This window comes from Pseudomonas putida (genome assembly GCF_003228315.1).
Classification (GTDB): domain Bacteria; phylum Pseudomonadota; class Gammaproteobacteria; order Pseudomonadales; family Pseudomonadaceae; genus Aquipseudomonas; species Aquipseudomonas putida_S.
In genome coordinates this window covers 5,531,116-5,550,556 of the sequence record NZ_CP029693.1, presented here as the reverse complement: position 1 = coordinate 5,550,556, position 19,441 = coordinate 5,531,116, and the positions used below count along the sequence as shown (strand labels likewise).

Sequence of the window (19,441 nt, the reverse complement as noted above, 5' to 3'; positions counted from 1 at the left end):
TGAGGGTCTCCAATGATTGCAGGTATTTCTTCGCGCACACCCCAGCAGGCGCTGGCCGCTTTGCTGGACCGTTACGCCCCTTCGCGCCTGTTGCTGATCGGCGCCAGCGAGTTCCCGGCACTCGAGGCATTCAAGCTCGCGCACCCGGACAGCTGCGTGGCGCACGCGGCACCCGGGCCATTGCCGGATGAACTGGCCGCGCGCCGGTTTGACCTGGCGCTGGTGGTCGATTGCCTCGAACACCTGCCCAAGCGCGATGGCCTGAATTTGCTCGGAGGCATCCGCAACCTCAACGCCAGCCGCATCGCGGTACTGGCCGACCTGCCGGCCAGCGGCTGGCAGGAAACGGATTTCTTCTCCCTGGCGCTGCAAGCCAGCGAGCGTTTTCAACGCGACGATCAGGTGCTGACGCTGTTCACCTACGATCTGCTTGAATACAAGCAAGTCCCCGACTGGCTCAACTCGAAGTTCTGGGCCAATCCGGAAAACTTCGGGAAATATTGGTGGTAACGCAATGAGTACATCCATTTGCCCTTGCGGCAGCGGCACGCTGCTCGATGCCTGCTGCGGTCATTACCATGAGGGTCATCCGGCACCCTGCGCCGAAGCCCTGATGCGTTCGCGCTACAGCGCTTATGTGTTGGGCCTGATCGACTATCTGGTGGCGACCACCCTGCCCGCCCAGCAGTCCGGACTCGATCGGCAATCGATCAGCGACTGGAGCGCCCAGAGCACCTGGTTGGGCCTGGAAGTGGAAAGCTCGGAAGTGCTCGGCGGCCAGCCGGAACACGCCTTCGTCACCTTCACCGCGCGCTGGCATGACGGCAGCGGCGAACACAGTCATCGCGAGCGCTCGTCATTCGTGCAGAACGCCGGCCGCTGGTACTTCATCGACCCCACCGTACCGCTCAATGTCGGGCGCAACGACGCCTGCCCTTGCGCCAGCGGGCAGAAGTTCAAGAAGTGTTGCTCGGGGTACTTCGGCGGTTGAGGCAACGTCAAAAGATCGCAGCCTGCGGCAACGCCCGCATTGGACGCCTGCAGGCGCTACCGAAGACTGCGATCTTTTAACGACTAGACTGGGGTTCAAGGAAGAGGAACGACCATGCTCACCCGGCGACTCGCACACGGCCTGCTTATATTGACCCTTTGCCTGGGGCTCGGCGGCTGCGCCTCCTGGTTCAGCACCGATGAACCTGACCCAGAGGTGCATCTGGTCAAGGTTGAAGTGGTAAAGGCCAAGCTGATGGAACAGCGGTTCGTACTGCACTTTCGTATCGATAACCGCAACGACAGCGACCTGACCGTGCGCGGCCTGGAGTATCGCGTGCACCTGGGCGGCATCCTGCTGGCCGAAGGCGAGCATGAACACTGGATCACCGTCGACCCCAAGAGCAGCCGTTTCTACAAGGTCCCGATCCGCACCAACCTGTGGCCCCACGTCAAGGACCTGGTCAAGCAGCTGAAAAACTCCCCGCAGGGTATTCCCTATCGTCTGGAAGGTGAGATGGAAACCGGTTTATTCATCGCCCATTACGTGCACCTGGCGCGTAATGGCGTAATAATCCCCGCCGATCTAATTCCGGAGTAACCCCGATGACCCAGCAACCCCATGTCCATGGCCCAGACTGCAACCACGATCATGACCACCACGATCATGATCACGACCATGGCCATGTCCACGGCCCGCACTGCAACCACGCGCCTCAGGAGCCGGTACGTAACGCCCTGAAAGACGTCGGCCGCAACGACCCTTGCCCTTGCGGCAACGGCAAGAAATTCAAGAAGTGCCACGGCGCTTGATGCTTCGGGCTGAATTCATTTTCGCCTGTTGAATCCCCCCTGTAGGAGCGAGCCTGCTCGCGAAAAACTCGAAAACGCCGCGTTGAACCAGTCAGTACGCATTATCGTTAACGACCATCGCGAGCAGGCTCGCTCCTACAGGGTTTCATCCATTCCCCAGAATCTGCGCAGTACTGACCACCGTCGCATACTCCCCATGCAAATTCCCCAGCGACATCCCATGCACCTCCTCGGCTGATCGGGCATTTCCAAAGAAGTCAGCCTTGTCGAAGGTAAAGCACGCATCCTCCACCACCCAGGTATCGAACCCCAGATTGCCCGCCGTACGCGCCGTGGATTCCACCGAGTTGTGAGTGGCCACGCCAACGATGATCAACTGCCCGATCCCCGCTCCGCGCAAGTACGCCTCCAGCGCCGTCGAGCAAAACGCATCCGGCACCTGCTTTTGAATCAGTTGTTCACCGGGCAATGGCGCAAACCGTTCCTGAAACTCCACCCCCGATTGCTGCGGCCAGAACACCGAATCCTCAGAGCGGGACAAGTGCTGTACATGCACGATCGGCCGCCCGCTGCGGCGCCAATGCGCCAGCAGTTCGAGAATGCGCTCCTCGGCCTGGGGATTGTTCCGGCGACCGAGCCTGGGATGCAGGATGCCTTTCTGCTGATCGATGATGATCAGTGCTGCGTTGGTCCTTAGCTCCATGCCCGTGTTGCTCCAGAAGGTTGGGTTGAAGGTCAAAAGATCGCAGCCTTCGGCAGCTCATACAAGGTGTGCGCCAATCCACTGTAGAGCTGGCTAAACCTGCACAGCAGGCTGCGATCTTTTCGATTCTCAGACAAATCCTGAAATAACCTCGTCCCCCGCTTGCGCGGCCACTGCCCGCTCACTAACGTAGCGGCTTTATTGCGCTACCACCCCCGCAGGAGCTTTGCCATGGCCTCGCCAGCCCTTACACATTTTCTACCCCGGTTCGGCGTTGCCGCAGCAGTGGCGGGGGTCTTGAGCCTGACAGGCTGTCAGAGCTTCAACGCCCAGGACACGCTCCCACCCGCTACCGGCGTGCAGGCGCTCAAGGGCCTGGCGCAGAACGTTTCGGTGCGACGCAATGCCATGGGCGTGCCGTTGATCGAAAGCAGCAGCTTCCATGACGCGTTGTTCACCCTCGGCTACGTGCACGCCAGCGATCGCATCACGCAAATGGTCACCCTGCGCTTGCTGGCCCAGGGACGCCTGGCCGAAATGCACGGTTCAGACCTGCTGGATGCCGACCGCTACATGCGCGCCGTCAACCTGAAGAAGAGTGCCGGCGAGTTGTATAAGGCATCGTCCCCCCGCCTCAAGCGCTTCTTCGAGGTCTATGCCCGCGGGGTCAACGCCTACCTGTTCCGCTACCGCGACAAACTGCCGGCCGACCTCGCCGCCAGCGGTTACAAGCCTGAATACTGGCAACCGGAAGACTCCGCGCTGATTTTCTGCCTGTTGAATTTCAGCCAGTCGGCCAACCTGCCCGAAGAAATTGCCTCGCTGGTGTTGGCCCAGACGGTCACCACCGACAAGCTGGCATGGCTGACCCCTTCCGCGCCGGATGAAAAACTGCCGCTGGCCGAAAGCGAAAAGCTCCAGGGCATCAAGCTCACGGGACAAGTACCGGGGCTGGCCGAGATCAACAAAGCCACCAGCCAGCTGTCCGAGCTAAATCTGCTGGGCGCCACCTCGTCGAACAACTGGGCCATCGCTCCACAGCGCAGCCGTAGCGGCAAGAGCTTGCTGGCCAGCGACAGCCACGGTCCGATGGGCGTGCCGTCGCTGTTCAGTTACGTGCAGATTCGCACCACTAAATATCAGGCGTCCGGTGTGACCATCGCCGGCTTGCCAATGGTCCTTGGCGGTTTCAACGGCAAGGTCGCGTGGAGCATGACCAACGTCATGGGCGACAACCAGGACCTGTTCCTGGAGAAAATCAAACGTCAGGGCAATGGTCTGGCCTATGAAACCAAAGGCAAATGGACGCCTGCGGTCGTGCGCAACGAAACCTATTTCGTCAAAGGCCAGCGGCCGATTCGCGAAGCCGTGTACGAAACCGCCCATGGCCCGTTGCTCAACAGCGCCCAAGGCCTGGCCCAGGGCAGCGGTTTCGGCCTGGCCTTGCAGACTCCGAGCTTCACCGACGACAAAACCCTCGACGCGTTTTTCGATCTGTCCCGCGCGCAAAACGTCGAGCGCGCGTCCGACGCCAGCCGCGAGATCCGCGCCATCGCCTTGAACCTGGTGTTTGCCGACGCCAGCAACATCGGCTGGCAGGTCACCGGGCGCTATCCGAACCGCCGTGAAGGCGAAGGCTTGTTGCCATCGCCGGGCTGGGAGGGTCGTTACGACTGGGACGGTTACGCCGATCCGATGCTGCACCCTTACGATCAGGATCCGGCCCAAGGCTGGCTCGGCACCGCCAACCAGCGCGTCATTCCCCATGGTTATGGCATGCAATTGTCCAATTCCTGGGCAGCGCCGGAACGCGGCGAGCGCATGGCGGAGCTGGCCGGCGCCGGCAAACATGACACGCGCAGCCTGATCGCCATGCAGTACGACCAGACCACCACCTTCGCCGCCAAACTGAAGAAAATGTTTGAAGCCCCGGGCATGGCCCAACCGCTCAAACAAGCCATCGACGCCTTACCGGTGGCCGAGCGCGACAAGGCGCGCGAAGCTTTTACCCGCTTGATGGCATTCGACGGCAAGCTCAGCCCGACCTCCGCCGACGCGGCGGTCTACGAGCTGTTCCTGCAAGAGAGCAGCAAACAGATTTTCCTCGACGAACTGGGCCCGGAAACCAGTCCGACGTGGAAGGCCTTCATCGCCAACGGCAAGTTGTCCTACGCCGCGCAGGCCGATCACTTGCTGGGTCGCGAAGACAGCCCGTTCTGGGATGACCTGCGCACCGCGCAGAAAGAAGACAAACCGGCCATCCTCGCCCGTAGCCTGGCTGCGGCGATCAGTGCTGGCGACAGTCAGTTGGGCGGCAGCCACAACGCCTGGCAGTGGGGCAAGCTGCACCGCTACGAATGGAAGAACAGCAGCGGCCAGACGGTGCGCGGCCCGCTGCCGGCCGGTGGCGATCACACCACGCTCAACACCGCTGCATTTGCCTGGGGCCAGGACTTCAACACCACGCTGGCGCCCGCGATGCGCTTCATCGTCGACTTCGGCCAGACCGAACCGTTGACTGGCCAGATCGCCACCGGCCAGTCCGGCAACCCGGCAAGCCCGTATTATCTGAACAGCATCGACCCGTGGCTCAAGGGGCAGTACATGAGCCTGCCGATGCAACCGCAGAACTTTGATCGGGTGTACGGCACCCAGCGCCTGACCCTGACGCCGGGCAAGTAAGATCAAAAGATCGCAGCCTGCGGCAGCTCCTACACCAATCTCTGTAGGAGCTGCCGCAGGCTGCGATCTTTTAGATTTTCACATCAACCTGATCCACAACAGTGCAGGCTTTTCACGGCGCCCATTTTCGTGCACTAATCCCATCCGGCAATTTCCTGAATACCTTTTAAACGCTTGTTCGGCACTCTGGTTCGGAAATTGCTACCTTCATTAAGTCTTACGCTTACCAGTAACAATAATTCTGCGCCACAAGCGCTCATATTGGTTCTTAGGGATTGAATAATGAAAAAAGCATTGCTGACCCTGTCTGCACTGGCATTGTGCGTAGCTGCTGGCTCTGCGCTGGCGAAGGAATACAAGGAACTGCGCTTCGGTGTTGACCCTTCCTACGCTCCGTTCGAGTCCAAAGCGGCCGACGGCAGCCTGGTGGGCTTCGATATCGATCTGGGCAACGCAATCTGCGCTGAGCTGAAGGTCAAGTGCAAATGGGTCGAAAGCGATTTCGACGGCATGATTCCAGGCCTCAAGGCCAATAAATTCGACGGCGTGATCTCTTCGATGACCGTCACCGAAGCCCGCGAAAAAGTCATCGACTTCTCCAGCGAGCTGTTCTCCGGCCCGACCGCTCTGGTGTACAAGAAAGGCTCCGGCATCACAACCGACACCGCTTCCCTCAAAGGCAAGACCGTCGGTTACGAGCAAGGCACCATTCAGGAAGCCTACGCCAAGGCCATCCTGGACAAGGCTGGCGTGAAAACCCAGGCCTACGCCAACCAGGATCAGGTTTACGCCGACCTGACTTCCGGTCGTCTCGACGCCGGCATCCAGGACATGCTGCAAGCCGAACTGGGTTTCCTGAAGTCGCCACAGGGTGCCGATTTCGAAGTCAGCAAGCCGGTTGATGACCCTCTGTTGCCAGCCAAAACCGCCGTCGGCATTAAGAAAGGTAACACCGAGCTGAAAGCCCTTTTGGATAAAGGTATCAAAGCGTTACACGATGATGGCACCTACGCCACCATTCAGAAGAAACACTTTGGCGATCTGAATCTGTACAGCGGCAAATAATGCCCGGCGCCCATCTCACGATGGGCGCTTTTTTCTTCCGATCAGGTTGCTGATTTATGTTCGAAGACCTATTACAAAATCTGGGGCTCTCGGCCTTCAGCCTCAAGGGCTTCGGTCCTTTGCTGATGCAAGGCACCTGGATGACCATCAAATTATCGGCGATGTCGCTGCTGGTGGCCGTGTTGCTCGGCCTGCTCGGCGCCAGTGCCAAGCTGTCAAAAGTCAAACTGCTGCGCGTGCCTGCCCTGTGCTACACCACGCTGATTCGCGGGGTGCCGGACCTGGTGCTGATGCTGCTGATCTTCTACAGCCTGCAAACCTGGCTGACGTCGCTGACCGACTATCTGGAATGGGAATACATCGAGATCAACCCATTCAGTGCCGGGGTCATCACCCTGGGCTTCATTTATGGCGCTTATTTCACCGAAACCTTCCGTGGCGCGATTCTCGCGGTACCACGGGGCCAGGTCGAAGCCGCCACCGCCTATGGCCTCAAACGCGGCCAGCGCTTCTGGATCGTGGTATTTCCACAAATGATGCGTTTTGCCCTGCCGGGTATCGGCAACAACTGGATGGTCATGCTCAAGGCTACCGCACTGGTATCGATCATCGGTCTGGCCGATCTGGTCAAGGCCGCGCAGGACGCCGGTAAAAGCAGCTATCAACTGTTCTACTTCCTGGTACTCGCCGCCTTGATCTACCTGGTGATCACCAGCGCGTCCAACTTCATCCTGCGCCGACTCGAACGCCGCTACGCTGCCGGCACACGGGAGGCCGTACGATGATCGAACTCCTGCAGGAATACTGGAGGCCTTTCCTCTACAGCGACGGCCAGAACATCACCGGCCTGGCCATGACCATGTGGCTGCTCAGCGCGTCGATTTTCTTCGGTTTCATCGTCTCGATTCCGCTGTCGATCGCCCGGGTCTCGCCGCACTTCTACATTCGCTGGCCGGTGCAGTTCTACACCTACCTGTTCCGTGGCACGCCGCTCTATATCCAGCTGCTGATCTGCTACACCGGGATCTACAGCCTGGCCGCGGTGCGCGCGCAACCGCTGCTCGACAGCTTTTTCCGCGATGCGATGAACTGCACCATCCTGGCGTTCGCCCTGAACACCTGCGCCTACACCACCGAGATTTTCGCCGGAGCCATTCGCAGCATGGCCCACGGTGAAGTCGAAGCGGCGAAAGCCTACGGCCTGACCGGTTGGAAGCTGTATGCCTACGTGATCATGCCTTCGGCCCTGCGTCGTTCGTTGCCGTACTACAGCAACGAAGTGATCCTGATGCTGCACTCGACCACCGTGGCGTTCACCGCCACCATTCCGGACATCCTGAAAGTGGCTCGGGACGCCAACTCGGCGACCTTCCTGACCTTCCAGTCGTTCGGCATCGCCGCGCTGATCTACCTGACCGTCACCTTTGCGCTGGTTGGCCTGTTCCGCCTCGCCGAACGCCGCTGGCTGGCCTTCCTCGGGCCGACCCACTAGGACCTCTCCTGTTTCAGGGAACAACAGATGCGCCACCAGATTCATGACTTGCTGTCCCCCGTGCCGGGGACAGCGCGACAGATCCACAGCTTCCACTTCGGGCCGACATCGTCGCCTGCCGTTACAAGCGCCCGAGGCAAGATCTACATCCAGTCGTCCCTTCACGCCGATGAAATGCCCGGCATGCTGGTGGCCTGGCACCTCAAGCAACGCCTGGCGGAGCTGGAAGCCGCCGGCCGCCTGCGCAGTGAGATCGTGCTGGTCCCGGTCGCCAACCCGGTGGGCCTGGAACAGGTGCTGATGGATGTACCGCTGGGCCGCTACGAGCTGGAAAGCGGGCAGAACTTCAATCGCTGGTTCGTCGACCTGAGCGAAGAAGTCGGCAACGAGATCGAAGGCCAGCTCGGCGATGATCCGCAGCACAACCTGCAATTGATCCGCAACAGCCTGCGCCAGGCTCTGGCGCGGCAGACCGCCAGCACCCAGTTGCAATCCCAGCGCCTGACCCTGCAACGGCTGGCCTGCGATGCAGACATGGTGCTGGACCTGCATTGCGACTTCGAAGCGGTCGCCCACCTGTACACCACCCCCGAAGCCTGGTCCCAGGTCGAACCGCTGGCGCGCTACATTGGTGCCGAAGCCAGCCTGCTGGCCACCGACTCCGGCGGTCAGTCGTTCGACGAATGCTTCACCTTGCTGTGGTGGCAATTGAAGGAACGCTTCGGCGAGCACTTCGATATCCCACTGGGGAGCTTTTCCGTCACCGTCGAACTGCGCGGCCAGGGCGACGTCAATCACCCGCTGGCCAGCCTCGACAGCCAGGCGCTGATTGACTACTTGATCCATTACGGCGCAATCGCGGGCGAACCGGCGCCACTGCCCGACCTGCCCTACCCGGCCACTCCACTGGCCGGCGTCGAGCCCGTCGCCACTCCGGTTGGCGGCTTGCTGGTGTTCACCGCGCTGCCGGGGGAATACCTGGAAGCCGGTCAACTGATCGCCGAAATCATCGACCCCATTTCCGACAGCGTCACATCGGTGCGCTGCACCGCCAGCGGTCTGATGTACGCCCGCTCGCTGCGACGCATGGCCACCGCCGGCATGGTGATCGCCCACGTCGCGGGCGCCGAAGCCTATCGCAGCGGCTACCTACTTTCGCCTTGAGGATGCTTGTTACATGTACAAACTGACCATTGAAGACCTGCATAAAAGCTATGGCGATCATGAGGTGCTCAAGGGTGTTTCGCTCAAGGCCAACACCGGCGACGTCATCAGCCTGATCGGCGCCAGCGGCTCGGGCAAAAGTACCTTCCTGCGTTGCATCAACTTTCTCGAACAGCCCAACGACGGCGCGATGAGCCTCGACGGCCAGTCGATCCGCATGATCAAGGATCGCCATGGCATGCATGTCGCCGATCCCAATGAACTGCAACGGATCCGCACCCGCCTGGCCATGGTGTTCCAGCACTTCAACCTGTGGAGCCACATGACCGTGCTGGAAAACATCACCATGGCGCCCATCCGCGTGCTGGGTTGCAGCAAGCAGGAAGCCACGGACCGCGCCCGCCGCTACCTGGACAAGGTGGGATTGCCGGCACGGGTCGCCGATCAGTACCCGGCGTTCCTCTCCGGCGGTCAACAGCAGCGCGTGGCGATTGCCCGGGCGCTGGCCATGGAACCGGAAGTCATGCTGTTCGACGAACCGACCTCGGCGCTGGACCCGGAGCTGGTGGGCGAAGTGCTCAAGGTGATCCAGGGCCTGGCCGAGGAAGGCCGGACCATGATCATGGTGACTCACGAGATGAGCTTCGCGCGCAAGGTGTCGAGCCAGGTGCTGTTCCTGCACCAGGGTCGGGTGGAAGAAGAAGGCGCGCCGGAAGACGTGCTGGGCAATCCGAAGAGCGAGCGCTTGAAGCAGTTCCTGAGCGGTAACCTCAAGTAACCAGCAACCCCCTGTAGGAGCGAGCCTGCTCGCGATGGTGGGTCAGGCACCGCGGTGTCGACTGACAGTCCATCGCGAGCAGGCTCGCTCCTACAGAAAGACAAATCAGGCTACGGGCGCGGGAGGCGGCTCATCCGGCAACATAGGCTCACCGGGCTCGGTCGGTTGTTCATTGGGGGTATCGGGATCAGGTTGGCCAGGGATGCCCCCTGACATACTGATCGGTGGGTGTGCCAACAAGGACCAGGCCAAAACGCCAACCTGATTGGGCTCAAGCCTTGCCAGTTCGGCACTTATTCGCGGGTCGATCTTCATAAAGCACTCCTGAGCGATGGCCCGATCCGCCTTGCGCGGATCGGAGCAGTACACTCCATAGAGTGTACGCCCGCCCAGGAATTCCCCGTTTTTGTCGGACGGCTGACTCAGGTCCGTGGCAGGGTCACGCCACGCTGGCCCTGGTACTTGCCGCCACGGTCCTTGTAGGACACTTCACACTCTTCGTCGGACTCAAGGAACAGCATCTGCGCCACGCCTTCGTTGGCGTAGATCTTCGCCGGCAGGTTGGTGGTGTTCGAGAACTCCAGGGTCACGTGACCTTCCCACTCCGGCTCAAGCGGGGTGACGTTGACGATGATGCCGCAACGGGCGTAGGTGCTCTTGCCCAGGCAGATGGTCAATACGTTGCGCGGAATACGGAAGTACTCGACGGTGCTGGCCAGGGCGAAGGAGTTCGGCGGGATGATGCAGACGTCGCTATGGATGTCGACGAAGCTGCCGGCATCGAAGTTCTTCGGGTCGACGATGGCCGAGTTGATGTTGGTGAACACCTTGAAGTGATTGGTGCAACGAACGTCGTAGCCGTAGCTCGACACGCCGTAGGAGATCACACGGCTGTCGTCGCTGCCGCGCATCTGGCGCTCAACGAAAGGCTCGATCATGCCGTGCTCTTGCGCCATGCGGCGAATCCACTTGTCCGATTTGATGCTCATGGCGGTGTCCTGAATAGCGAGGTGGAAAAAACTGTCCGGCATCTTACCGGGGTGCGCCCCCGGGTTCAAAGTGCCGGGCACAATTCTCGACGATCACGCACGATTTACGGACCTTCGAGACAATACGGCGCACCGTCGATCATGAAAACCGAGAAACCTTCGCACGAAGCATTGGCACGTTTCGGAAAAAGGGTTAAGGTGGCGTCACTGTGCTGCTTGTGTCACTGAGAATCTCTACACGATATGTTGAATTTCGATCCAACCGTCTACAAGAATTTTTCCTGCTCTTTGCACTCAGTCTCGGCCAGGGTTCTTCCTGAGTCGCAGTTATCTTTGTTCAAGGAGTTACACCATGTCTAATCGCCAAACCGGTACCGTTAAGTGGTTCAACGATGAAAAAGGCTTCGGCTTCATCACTCCACAATCCGGTGACGACCTGTTCGTTCACTTCAAAGCTATCCAATCCGACGGCTTCAAAAGCCTGAAAGAAGGCCAACAGGTTTCTTTCATCGCTACTCGCGGTCAGAAAGGCATGCAAGCTGAAGAAGTACAAGTTATCTAACTTGTCCTTGCTTTAGTAAAAAGCCCCGCCCTCAACAGCGGGGCTTTTTTGTGCCTGTGTATTTTTGCTCATGAGGCGATTTCGAAAGTGCTGATGCTATCGCGGGCAAGCCTCGCTCCTACAGGATTGCGTAAATTCTGTAGGAGCAAGGCTTGCCCGCGATTGGATCCTGCAGCCGACAGTGATTTACCAGGTCACACCAAACCCTGCGGTGTACCGGGTCTTGTCCAGATCGGCATCGTCGGTTCCGCTGATGATGTCACGCTCGGCCTTGAGATTGAGCGACGCCCAGTCCGTCACCTTGTAGCGCAGGCCCACCTCCGAATCCAGCGCGTAGTCGGCCACGCCGGACAGCGGCTTGCCCACCTCGCCATTGGTGAAGAACTCCACTTTCTTGCCGATCAGATAGCGGTTGTAGTCCCACTTCATGGCGACCGAATAGAAGTTTTCCTTGCTGCCATCGGCGAACTCATAGTCGGTGCGATTGACCAGTGATCCGAGAGAGAACGCGCCCAACTCGTCATCCCAAAACTGGTAGCCAGGACCGGTACCCACAGTGCGTTGACGGGACAGGTCTTCAACCTTGTCGCGCTTGTAGACCAGTCGACCTTGCCAAAACCATTTATCCGTCAGAAAGCGGTCCAGGGAATACTCGGCCCGCCAATTGTCCGTGGTGACCACATCATCCTGAAACTCGCGGTTGTATTCGCCTTCCGCGGTATGCCGCCAGCGACCATGACGGGCCGTGGTCTTGAAATCGATGTCGTAGTCGTCGGTGTCCTTGTCGGCCCGCTGGTAATCGAGGGCCGCATCGATATTGCCCTTCCACACCAGATCCTCGACCACCGGCTTGGGCTTGAGGATCTGCTGGACACTCGCCAGTTCGACGGTTTTGGGGGCATCGCCGTTGGCCAGGATCACCTTGCCGTCCTCGGCGGCGTGCAACGACTTGGCCTTCTCGCCGGTGTAGGCGTCCTGCTTGACCAGCAACTCCTGATCACTTTCCAGCGTCTTGACCTGTTTCCAGTCGATCGGGACCGCTCCGGCGTATTCGGTCTGGACCAGCAACTTGCCACCGTCAAACAGGATGATCTTGCCGCTCAGCTTGTCACCGTTCTTCAACCAGACAGTATCGGCAAGCAAGGGAGTGGAAGCACTGATAACAGCGAGGCACAGCAAAGTTCTGGACAACATAAGCAAAAACAGACTCGGTTTGCGAAAAAGTCGGCATTATCCCGGGAGTAACGCCCTGGCTACGACTGACCCGACGATTTCTGTTGAGTTCATTTCTCATCTGCTGATCCAGGATTTACTCTACAAACGGTACCGCTTTTTTCAGGAACATTTTTTCGGAAGCCTGCACGTGAACGAACCCACCACTGAACCCGAGAGCCCGGCACAAATCCGACGCACGGCGCTCTACCTGACGCTCGCACAAGTGCCCGAAGGCAAGGTGGTGAGCTATGGTCAGTTGGCAGAGCTCGCTGGGCTGGGCCGCGCTGCGCGCTGGGTGGGTCGGACGCTGAGCCAACTGCCCGGCGACAGCAAATTGCCCTGGCACCGCGTTCTGGGGGCAGGTGGGCGCCTCAGCCTGCCCGCAGGCAGCCCGTCCGGGGACGAACAACGCGCTCGATTGCGCATGGAGGGGATCAGTATCCTGAACAATCGTGTTGATATTCAGCGCCATGGGTGGCGCCCGGTAGAGCACAGCGGTTAGAGTGCGCGCTTTGTTTTCGTATTTCTTGAGGCAGACTCCAGCCCATGCCCCGTAAAACCTGGCGCGCCGCGCTTGCTGCCTATGCCAGCCCCTCGACGCTCGTACTGTTGTTGCTGGGTTTCGCCGCTGGCTTGCCCTACATGCTGGTGTTCTCGACGCTTTCGGTCTGGCTGCGTGAAGCCGGTGTGGCTCGTGAAACCATCGGCTACGCGAGCCTGATCGGTCTGGCCTATGCCTTCAAATGGGTCTGGTCACCGTTGCTCGACCAATGGCGCCTGCCGTTTCTCGGCAAGCTGGGGCGACGACGGTCGTGGCTGGTGCTGTCCCAGAGTCTGGTGATCCTCGGCCTGATCGGCATGGGTTTCTGCGACCCGCAAAAGCATCTCTCCTGGCTGATCGCCATCGCGGTGGTCGTCGCCTTCGCTTCGGCCACACAAGACATCGCGGTCGACGCCTACCGCCTGGAAATCGCCGAAGACAATCGCCAGGCGGCGCTGGCGGCGAGCTACATGTCCGGCTATCGAATCGCGGCGCTGCTGGCGACCGCCGGCGCCCTGTATTTTGCCGAGGGCTTTGGCTCTACCGGCTTCAACTATCAGCATTCCGCCTGGGCCGGCACCTACATCTTGTTCGGCGCCCTGATGGTTCCGGCGCTGTTGACCAGCCTGTTCATGCGCGAACCACCGGTGCCGCTGCGCACCCAACTGCAGGCCGGGCGCTACAGCTTCGTCCACCAGCTGGCCTCGGTTTTCGTCCTGATCGTGTTGCTGGTATCCGTACCGGCCATGTTCACCCAGCTCTACAACACCGACTTCGCCAGCGTCCTGTTCAACGGTGTGAGCCTGCTTGACTTGCTGCTCCAGGACCGCGCCTTCCTGCGCGCGATCCTCTACATCACGCTGACCGCCCTGTGCCTGTCGTCCATGGGACGCCGCGGCCTGGCGCCGGTCCTGACTCCGGTCAATGACTTCATCCTGCGCTATCGCTGGCAGGCACTGCTGCTGCTCGGGCTGATCGCGACCTACCGGATGTCCGATACGGTCATGGGCGTGATGGCGAACGTGTTCTACATCGATCAAGGCTTCACCAAGGACCAGATCGCCAGCGTCAGCAAAATCTTCGGCCTGATCATGACCCTGGTCGGTGCTGGCATGGGCGGCCTGCTGATCGTGCGTTTTGGCATCCTGCCGATCCTGTTCATCGGCGGCGCCGCGTCGGCAGCCACCAACATACTGTTCCTGATGCTGGCCGACATGGGCCCCAACCTGAAGATGCTGATCCTCACCATCTCCCTGGACAACTTCAGCTCGGGCCTGGCCACTTCAGCGTTCGTCGCCTACCTGTCGAGCCTGACCAACCTCAAATTCTCCGCCACCCAATACGCCCTGCTCAGCTCGATCATGCTCTTGCTGCCACGCCTGATCGGCGGTTACTCCGGGGTCATGGTAGAGAAATTCGGCTACCACCAGTTCTTCCTGATCACCGCCTTGCTGGGTGTTCCTACCCTGGTCCTGATCGCCCTGCACTGGTTCCAGGAAAGCCGCCGCGAAGGCCCGAAACCGACGCCGGAGCCTGTTCCCGCACAGGTCGCGGAAGAATCGTAAAAAGCACTCGCGGATTGTTACCGCAGCAAACATGGGAGAGGCGGAGCGATATTCGCCCTCTCCCACACCACTGACCGCACGCCTGTACGACAGCGGATCTCGCCCGTACAATGCTCCGTCATTTCTCGTCATCAGCTATCGATAACGGCCAACCATGCGTACCAGTCAATTTTTGCTCGCCACACAGAAAGAAACGCCTTCCGACGCGGTCGTGATCAGCCATCAGCTGATGCTGCGCGCCGGCATGATCCGCAAACTCGCCTCGGGCCTGTACACCTGGCTGCCGATGGGCTTGCGAGTGATGCGCAAGGTCGAAAAGATCGTTCGCGAAGAAATGGACGCCGCTGGCGCTCTGGAAGTATTGATGCCAGGTACCCAACCGGCCGAACTGTGGCAGGAATCCGGACGCTGGGAAGAGTACGGCCCTGAATTGCTGCGCCTCAAAGACCGTCATGGCCGTGATTTCTGCGCAGGCCCGACCCACGAAGAAGTCATCACCGATCTGATGCGCAACGAGCTCAGCAGCTACAAGCAGCTGCCGATCAACCTGTACCAGATCCAGACCAAATTCCGTGATGAGATCCGCCCACGCTTCGGCTTGATGCGCGGCCGCGAATTCATCATGAAGGACGCCTACTCGTTCCACGCCGACCAGGCCTCGCTGCAGGTCACCTACGACCGCATGCACGAAGCCTACTGCAACGTGTTCACCCGCCTGGGCCTGAAGTTCCGTCCGGTTGAAGCCGATAACGGTTCGATCGGCGGTGCCGGCTCCCATGAATTCCACGTACTGGCCGAGTCCGGCGAAGACGATATCGTCTTCAGCAACGGATCCGACTACGCCGCGAACATCGAAAAGGCCGAAGCCGTACCGCGCGAAACCTCCCGCGCCGCGCCGACCGAAGAGCTGCGCCTGGTCGACACCCCAGACACCAAGACCATTGCCGCGCTGGTGGAGAAATTCAATCTGCCGATTGAAAAGACCATCAAGACCCTGATCGTGCACGCCGAAGAAGAAGGCAAGCTGATTGCCCTGATCATCCGTGGCGACCACGAACTGAACGAAATCAAGGCCGCCAACCAGCCTGGCGTCGCCAGCCCGCTGGTCATGGCCTCCGATGCCGAACTGCGTGACGCCATCGGCGCCGGCGCCGGTTCCCTCGGCCCGCTGAACCTGCCACTGCCAATCATCATCGACCGCTCTGTCGAACTGATGAGCGACTTCGGCATCGGTGCCAACATCGACGACAAGCACTACTTCGGCGTGAACTGGGAACGTGATCTGCCGGTTCCGACCGTTGCCGACCTGCGCAACGTGGTCAGCGGCGACCCTAGCCCGGACGGCAAGGGCACCCTGGAAATCAAGCGCGGCATCGAAGTCGGACACATCTTCCAGCTGGGCAACAAGTACAGCAAGGCGATGAAGTGCGAAGTGCTGGGCGAGAACGGCAAGCCGGTGACCCTGGAAATGGGCTGCTACGGCATCGGCGTTTCCCGCGTGGTGGCGGCTGCCATCGAGCAGAACAGTGACGACAAAGGCATCATCTGGAGCGACACCCTGGCGCCGTTCCAGATCGCCCTGGTGCCACTGCGCTACGAAACCGATCTGGTTCGCGAAGCCACCGACAAGCTGTATGCGCAACTGACCGCTGCCGGCTTCGAAGTACTGCTGGACGACCGCGACAAGAAAACCAGCCCGGGCATCAAGTTCGCGGACATGGAGCTGATCGGCATTCCTCACCGGATCGTGGTCAGCGACCGCGGCCTTGCCGAAGGCAACCTGGAATACAAGAGCCGTACCGAAGCCGAGCCGCAAGCGCTGCCGGTTGCCGACGTACTGTCGTTCCTTCAGGCCCGTGTCCGCCGCTGAAACCAGATAGAGACGTCATGTTCAAGCGAAACACCTTAGGCCTCGGTGGTGCCGCCCTGTGCGGCACCCTGCTGCTCAGCGGCTGTGCCAATCACATGTCACAACGCAGCGAGCACGAGGAACGTGTCGAGCGCAAACTGCTCGATCACAGCCTGCAGATCGATGTCGGTGAGCCCAAGGTGCTCGAGCTGCCGCAACGTCGGGTGAAAATCCACGAGCAGAAGACTTTCGAAGTCACTGAGTACGAAGTCACCCGCCATTACGATCGCTATACACCCTACCAGCCGTGGCGGGAGATCTACGAGATCCCGCTGGGCGCGGTGGCCGTGGTGGGCGGTATCGGCGCGAACGTGGTCAACGTGTTCGCCCTGGGCAACCTTCCCGATAGCATGACCAAGGACTGGTTGAACTACGGTTTCGCCGGGCTCAATCCGTTCATGAACGTGCAATCTCACGGTCGTGCGCAGCAGAACCTGGCGGGGATCGACGAAGTCCAGCGCGACAAGCGCACCGAATACTCGAGCCTGCCCTGGAGCGAGCGTCCGGTGGAGGTCAAGGCCGGCAAGGAAACCTTCGAGCTGAGTACCGACAAGAATGGCGTCCTGCGCCTGAATCTGCTGGACAGCCCGTTCGCCGAACATGACCTGAACCATCTGAGCACGCTGCAGATCCGCGTCGAGAACCCCACGGATGACGTGCACACAGACTCGTCCCTGGCCTTGAGCAGCAAGCTGCGCAGCAAACTGCTCGAAGCTCATGGACTGATTTACGACGACCTGGAAGACGATGAAGTGAGCCAGTGGGTACACCGGGTCAAGCGCCTGTCGGAACTGGGTCTGGAAGAAGAAGCCAGCGAGCTGGAACAGAGTTTGATCGAACTGACCCGCAACGATCCCGAGCTGCAGACCGAATTCCTCAAGTCCCTGACCAGGGATGCCGGGCGATTGGTGGCGGATCCGGGGCCGAATTGAGATTTTTGTAGGAGCGAGCCTGCTCGCGATGGACTTGCAGGCACCGCAGGCATTCAGACAGCCCGCGTTATCGTTGACGTCCATCGCGAGCATGCTCGCTCCTACAACTCAAACAACTCCATCTGCTCAAACCCGCCCCGCAAATCCTCCAGCCTCACCCCCACCCCCAGCAACCGCACCGGCTTGCCACCTCGATTGAACGCCTGGGTCAGCAGCAACTGATAACTGCCCAAGTCCCGCCCTGCCCCGGCCTGCTCCAATGTGGTCTGGGTGAAATCATGAAACTTCACTTTGACGAACGGCTTCCCCGGGCGGTAGCTGCTGTCGATCCGCGCCATGCGACCAGCCAGGGTATCGAGCAGCTCAGGCAATTTCTCCAGGCAACTCCTCAAGTCCGGCAGGTCGACGTCATAGGTGTTTTCGACGCTGATCGACTGACGGCGACTGTCGTTATGCACCTGGCGGTCGTCGATACCGCGAGCCAGGCTCCAGAGCCGCTCGCCAAAACTGCCGAACTCGCGCACCAGCGCCAATTTGTCCCACTGCCGCAATTGCGCACAATCGCTGATACCCAGCTTGCCCAATTTATCGGCAGTGACTTTACCGACCCCGTGCAGCTTGCTCACCGGCAAACCACTGACAAAGTCTTCCACCTGATCCGGTGTAATGACGAACAGGCCGTTGGGCTTTCTCCAGTCACTGGCAATCTTGGCGAGAAACTTGTTCGGCGCCACGCCCGCCGAGACAGTGATGTGCAGCTGATTCGACACACGCCGGCGGATGTCCTGAGCTATACGCGTTGCGCTACCGCCGAAATGGGCGCTGTCCGACACATCAAGGTAGGCCTCGTCGAGGGAAAGCGGCTCAATGATGTCGGTGTAATCGCGAAAGATCGTATGAATTTCCTTCGACGCTTCCCGATAGGCATTCATCCGCGGCTTGACGATGGTCAGGTCCGGACACAGCTTCAACGCATGCCCCGAAGACATGGCCGAACGCACACCATATGCACGCGCCTCATAATTACAGGTAGCGATCACGCCACGGCGATCCGCGGCCCCGCCCACGGCCAGCGGTTTTCCGGCCAACCTGGGGTCGTCACGCATCTCGATGGCGGCGTAGAAGCAGTCACAATCCACGTGGATGATTTTTCGCTGGCTCATATCAAAGCGGTACTGGAGAGGAAGAAATGGCGATGGGCCGTGTCAGGTTGGGAGTATCTCACCGACACCTGTATATAGCACCAGTAGTCTGAATGTTCTCCGATGACCGTAGGAGAAGGCGCCGTGAAAATTTAAATTTTCAATCAGCGAACATCCTCTGATAGAGCCTGAAGCCTTGCCACACCTGCCTCTCAGGCCGATCCGTGCGCGCCTGAAAATGCTAACTGATTGAACCTGAAGAGGTTTTATCGATATTGCAGTTGACAGCCTGTCAATCCTCTGTAGAATGCCGCCACACAGACGCGGGATGGAGCAGTCTGGTAGCTCGTCGGGCTCATAACCCGAAGGTCGTCGGTTCAAATCCGGCTCCCGCAACCAAACATCAAAAAAGGCTACTCGAAAGAGTGGCCTTTTTTGTGCGCGTCTGTTTTTGCTCAAAAGCTTTGATCAAATGCACCAGAGCAATTGAAGCCTGCGTTGCAGGAATGAGAATCCTTTCAGATTCCGCAGCTTAAGCCAGCCCTGCGACCGCTCGCCGCACTTTTACGTTTATTTGACCAGGTTCGAGATTAACGGTTGACACCCCGGCGTATCTCTATAGAATGCCGCCTCACAGACGCGGGATGGAGCAGCCTGGTAGCTCGTCGGGCTCATAACCCGAAGGTCGTCGGTTCAAATCCGGCTCCCGCAACCAAACATCAGAAAAGGCTACTCGAAAGAGTGGCCTTTTTTGTGTCTGTTGAAAAAGTCCTTTCGCAACAATGATCTGTCACTGTGTCGCCAATCATTGGTGGTCACCAGAACGCCGAGTTCAGACTATGCTGAAATCGCGGCCGAACACCCCACGACTGATGATTCGCCATCGCCGAGACTTGGTG

20 protein-coding genes and 2 tRNA genes are annotated in these 19,441 nt (G+C 59.7%); 17 read left to right on the top strand and 5 right to left on the bottom strand.

Going from position 1 to position 19,441, the window contains the following annotated elements; translation table 11 throughout:
* Positions 1-12: 12 nt before the first annotated feature.
* The 4 genes from DKY63_RS25990 to DKY63_RS25975 all read left to right on the top strand — a co-directional run bounded on the left by DKY63_RS25990 (position 13) and on the right by DKY63_RS25975 (position 1,803).
* Complete coding sequence (locus DKY63_RS25990) at positions 13-510, top strand: DUF6231 family protein (RefSeq protein ID WP_110966734.1); 498 nt, start codon at positions 13-15, stop codon at positions 508-510.
* A gap of 4 nt (positions 511-514) precedes the next feature.
* Complete coding sequence (locus DKY63_RS25985; protein ID WP_110966733.1) at positions 515-991, top strand: YchJ family protein; 477 nt, start codon at positions 515-517, stop codon at positions 989-991.
* A 114-nt stretch (positions 992-1,105) separates the two neighbouring features.
* A complete protein-coding gene (locus DKY63_RS25980; RefSeq protein WP_110966732.1) occupies positions 1,106-1,591 on the top strand; it encodes an LEA type 2 family protein in 486 nt (161 codons plus the stop codon).
* A gap of 5 nt (positions 1,592-1,596) precedes the next feature.
* Positions 1,597-1,803: an SEC-C metal-binding domain-containing protein gene (locus DKY63_RS25975; RefSeq protein ID WP_110966731.1), complete on the top strand. Its 207-nt coding sequence runs from the start codon at positions 1,597-1,599 to the stop codon at positions 1,801-1,803.
* A gap of 145 nt (positions 1,804-1,948) precedes the next feature.
* On the opposite strand, the gene DKY63_RS25970 is transcribed toward DKY63_RS25975, so the two are convergent.
* Positions 1,949-2,506: a cysteine hydrolase family protein gene (locus DKY63_RS25970; RefSeq protein ID WP_110966730.1), complete on the bottom strand. Its 558-nt coding sequence runs from the start codon at positions 2,504-2,506 to the stop codon at positions 1,949-1,951.
* Positions 2,507-2,737: 231 nt separating this feature from the next.
* Here DKY63_RS25970 and DKY63_RS25965 point away from each other — a divergent pair, with 231 nt between their 5' ends.
* The 6 genes from DKY63_RS25965 (at position 2,738) to DKY63_RS25940 (ending at position 9,687) form a co-directional block, all read left to right on the top strand.
* Positions 2,738-5,188, top strand: a complete 2,451-nt coding sequence (locus DKY63_RS25965) for a penicillin acylase family protein (RefSeq protein WP_110966729.1) — start codon at positions 2,738-2,740, stop codon at positions 5,186-5,188.
* 282 nt (positions 5,189-5,470) lie between these two features.
* Positions 5,471-6,253 carry a transporter substrate-binding domain-containing protein gene (locus DKY63_RS25960; RefSeq protein WP_110966728.1) on the top strand — a complete coding sequence of 261 codons (783 nt, stop codon included), beginning with the start codon at positions 5,471-5,473 and terminating at the stop codon, positions 6,251-6,253.
* A 56-nt stretch (positions 6,254-6,309) separates the two neighbouring features.
* Positions 6,310-7,038, top strand: coding sequence for an ABC transporter permease (locus DKY63_RS25955; protein WP_110966727.1), 729 nt, complete (start codon positions 6,310-6,312; stop codon positions 7,036-7,038).
* Positions 7,035-7,745: an ABC transporter permease gene (locus tag DKY63_RS25950; protein WP_110966726.1), complete on the top strand. Its 711-nt coding sequence runs from the start codon at positions 7,035-7,037 to the stop codon at positions 7,743-7,745. The genes DKY63_RS25955 and DKY63_RS25950 overlap by 4 nt, the downstream gene beginning before the upstream one ends.
* Before the next feature lie 27 nt (positions 7,746-7,772).
* Entirely contained in the window at positions 7,773-8,909 is a 1,137-nt protein-coding gene (locus DKY63_RS25945; RefSeq protein ID WP_110966725.1) for a succinylglutamate desuccinylase/aspartoacylase family protein, read from the top strand.
* 13 nt (positions 8,910-8,922) lie between these two features.
* Complete coding sequence (locus DKY63_RS25940; protein ID WP_110966724.1) at positions 8,923-9,687, top strand: ABC transporter ATP-binding protein; 765 nt, start codon at positions 8,923-8,925, stop codon at positions 9,685-9,687.
* A gap of 105 nt (positions 9,688-9,792) precedes the next feature.
* Here the strand turns inward: DKY63_RS25940 and DKY63_RS25935 are convergent, their stop codons facing one another.
* Together DKY63_RS25935 and dcd are read right to left on the bottom strand one after the other, a co-directional pair.
* On the bottom strand, positions 9,793-10,002 hold the full coding sequence (locus DKY63_RS25935; RefSeq protein ID WP_110966723.1) for a hypothetical protein: 210 nt from the start codon (positions 10,000-10,002) through the stop codon (positions 9,793-9,795).
* A 107-nt stretch (positions 10,003-10,109) separates the two neighbouring features.
* A complete protein-coding gene (gene dcd, locus DKY63_RS25930; RefSeq protein ID WP_007940589.1) occupies positions 10,110-10,676 on the bottom strand; it encodes a dCTP deaminase in 567 nt (188 codons plus the stop codon).
* Between the two features lie 352 nt (positions 10,677-11,028).
* Here dcd and DKY63_RS25925 point away from each other — a divergent pair, with 352 nt between their 5' ends.
* Positions 11,029-11,238 carry a cold-shock protein gene (locus DKY63_RS25925; protein ID WP_002554837.1) on the top strand — a complete coding sequence of 70 codons (210 nt, stop codon included), beginning with the start codon at positions 11,029-11,031 and terminating at the stop codon, positions 11,236-11,238.
* A 186-nt stretch (positions 11,239-11,424) separates the two neighbouring features.
* Here the strand turns inward: DKY63_RS25925 and DKY63_RS25920 are convergent, their stop codons facing one another.
* Positions 11,425-12,432 (bottom strand): DUF481 domain-containing protein, encoded by a 1,008-nt coding sequence (locus DKY63_RS25920; RefSeq protein ID WP_110966722.1) that lies wholly within the window; start codon positions 12,430-12,432, stop codon positions 11,425-11,427.
* Between the two features lie 169 nt (positions 12,433-12,601).
* On the opposite strand from DKY63_RS25920, the gene DKY63_RS25915 reads away from it, so the two are divergent.
* The 4 genes from DKY63_RS25915 to DKY63_RS25900 all read left to right on the top strand — a co-directional run bounded on the left by DKY63_RS25915 (position 12,602) and on the right by DKY63_RS25900 (position 17,400).
* Positions 12,602-12,955: an MGMT family protein gene (locus DKY63_RS25915; RefSeq protein ID WP_110966721.1), complete on the top strand. Its 354-nt coding sequence runs from the start codon at positions 12,602-12,604 to the stop codon at positions 12,953-12,955.
* 44 nt (positions 12,956-12,999) lie between these two features.
* On the top strand, positions 13,000-14,559 hold the full coding sequence (locus DKY63_RS25910; RefSeq protein ID WP_110966720.1) for an AmpG family muropeptide MFS transporter: 1,560 nt from the start codon (positions 13,000-13,002) through the stop codon (positions 14,557-14,559).
* Between the two features lie 154 nt (positions 14,560-14,713).
* Complete coding sequence (locus tag DKY63_RS25905; RefSeq protein ID WP_110966719.1) at positions 14,714-16,429, top strand: proline--tRNA ligase; 1,716 nt, start codon at positions 14,714-14,716, stop codon at positions 16,427-16,429.
* Positions 16,430-16,446: 17 nt separating this feature from the next.
* Positions 16,447-17,400, top strand: a complete 954-nt coding sequence (locus DKY63_RS25900) for a hypothetical protein (protein WP_110966718.1) — start codon at positions 16,447-16,449, stop codon at positions 17,398-17,400.
* Between the two features lie 101 nt (positions 17,401-17,501).
* Here DKY63_RS25900 and dinB read toward each other — a convergent pair whose 3' ends face one another.
* Positions 17,502-18,563, bottom strand: a complete 1,062-nt coding sequence (gene dinB / locus DKY63_RS25895; RefSeq protein WP_110966717.1) for a DNA polymerase IV — start codon at positions 18,561-18,563, stop codon at positions 17,502-17,504.
* A gap of 301 nt (positions 18,564-18,864) precedes the next feature.
* Between dinB and DKY63_RS25890 the strand changes: the two genes are divergently transcribed.
* Positions 18,865-18,941 (top strand) — tRNA-Met (locus DKY63_RS25890).
* 239 nt (positions 18,942-19,180) lie between these two features.
* Positions 19,181-19,257, top strand: a tRNA-Met gene (locus tag DKY63_RS25885).
* Positions 19,258-19,441 lie beyond the last annotated feature (184 nt).

What these genes read in the sequence shown, in the direction of transcription:
- dcd (WP_007940589.1), bottom strand. Translation starts at nt 10,676, where the DNA reads ATGAGCATCAAATCGGACAAGTGGATTCGCCGCATGGCGCAAGAGCAC.
- DKY63_RS25900 (WP_110966718.1), top strand. Translation starts at nt 16,447, where the DNA reads ATGTTCAAGCGAAACACCTTAGGCCTCGGTGGTGCCGCCCTGTGCGGC.
- DKY63_RS25980 (WP_110966732.1), top strand. Translation starts at nt 1,106, where the DNA reads ATGCTCACCCGGCGACTCGCACACGGCCTGCTTATATTGACCCTTTGC.
- DKY63_RS25905 (WP_110966719.1), top strand. Translation starts at nt 14,714, where the DNA reads ATGCGTACCAGTCAATTTTTGCTCGCCACACAGAAAGAAACGCCTTCC.
- DKY63_RS25960 (WP_110966728.1), top strand. Translation starts at nt 5,471, where the DNA reads ATGAAAAAAGCATTGCTGACCCTGTCTGCACTGGCATTGTGCGTAGCT.
- DKY63_RS25920 (WP_110966722.1), bottom strand. Translation starts at nt 12,432, where the DNA reads ATGTTGTCCAGAACTTTGCTGTGCCTCGCTGTTATCAGTGCTTCCACT.
- DKY63_RS25990 (WP_110966734.1), top strand. Translation starts at nt 13, where the DNA reads ATGATTGCAGGTATTTCTTCGCGCACACCCCAGCAGGCGCTGGCCGCT.
- DKY63_RS25935 (WP_110966723.1), bottom strand. Translation starts at nt 10,002, where the DNA reads ATGAAGATCGACCCGCGAATAAGTGCCGAACTGGCAAGGCTTGAGCCC.
- DKY63_RS25940 (WP_110966724.1), top strand. Translation starts at nt 8,923, where the DNA reads ATGTACAAACTGACCATTGAAGACCTGCATAAAAGCTATGGCGATCAT.
- DKY63_RS25955 (WP_110966727.1), top strand. Translation starts at nt 6,310, where the DNA reads ATGTTCGAAGACCTATTACAAAATCTGGGGCTCTCGGCCTTCAGCCTC.
- DKY63_RS25910 (WP_110966720.1), top strand. Translation starts at nt 13,000, where the DNA reads ATGCCCCGTAAAACCTGGCGCGCCGCGCTTGCTGCCTATGCCAGCCCC.
- DKY63_RS25945 (WP_110966725.1), top strand. Translation starts at nt 7,773, where the DNA reads ATGCGCCACCAGATTCATGACTTGCTGTCCCCCGTGCCGGGGACAGCG.
- DKY63_RS25975 (WP_110966731.1), top strand. Translation starts at nt 1,597, where the DNA reads ATGACCCAGCAACCCCATGTCCATGGCCCAGACTGCAACCACGATCAT.
- DKY63_RS25970 (WP_110966730.1), bottom strand. Translation starts at nt 2,506, where the DNA reads ATGGAGCTAAGGACCAACGCAGCACTGATCATCATCGATCAGCAGAAA.
- DKY63_RS25965 (WP_110966729.1), top strand. Translation starts at nt 2,738, where the DNA reads ATGGCCTCGCCAGCCCTTACACATTTTCTACCCCGGTTCGGCGTTGCC.
- DKY63_RS25985 (WP_110966733.1), top strand. Translation starts at nt 515, where the DNA reads ATGAGTACATCCATTTGCCCTTGCGGCAGCGGCACGCTGCTCGATGCC.
- DKY63_RS25950 (WP_110966726.1), top strand. Translation starts at nt 7,035, where the DNA reads ATGATCGAACTCCTGCAGGAATACTGGAGGCCTTTCCTCTACAGCGAC.
- DKY63_RS25925 (WP_002554837.1), top strand. Translation starts at nt 11,029, where the DNA reads ATGTCTAATCGCCAAACCGGTACCGTTAAGTGGTTCAACGATGAAAAA.
- dinB (WP_110966717.1), bottom strand. Translation starts at nt 18,563, where the DNA reads ATGAGCCAGCGAAAAATCATCCACGTGGATTGTGACTGCTTCTACGCC.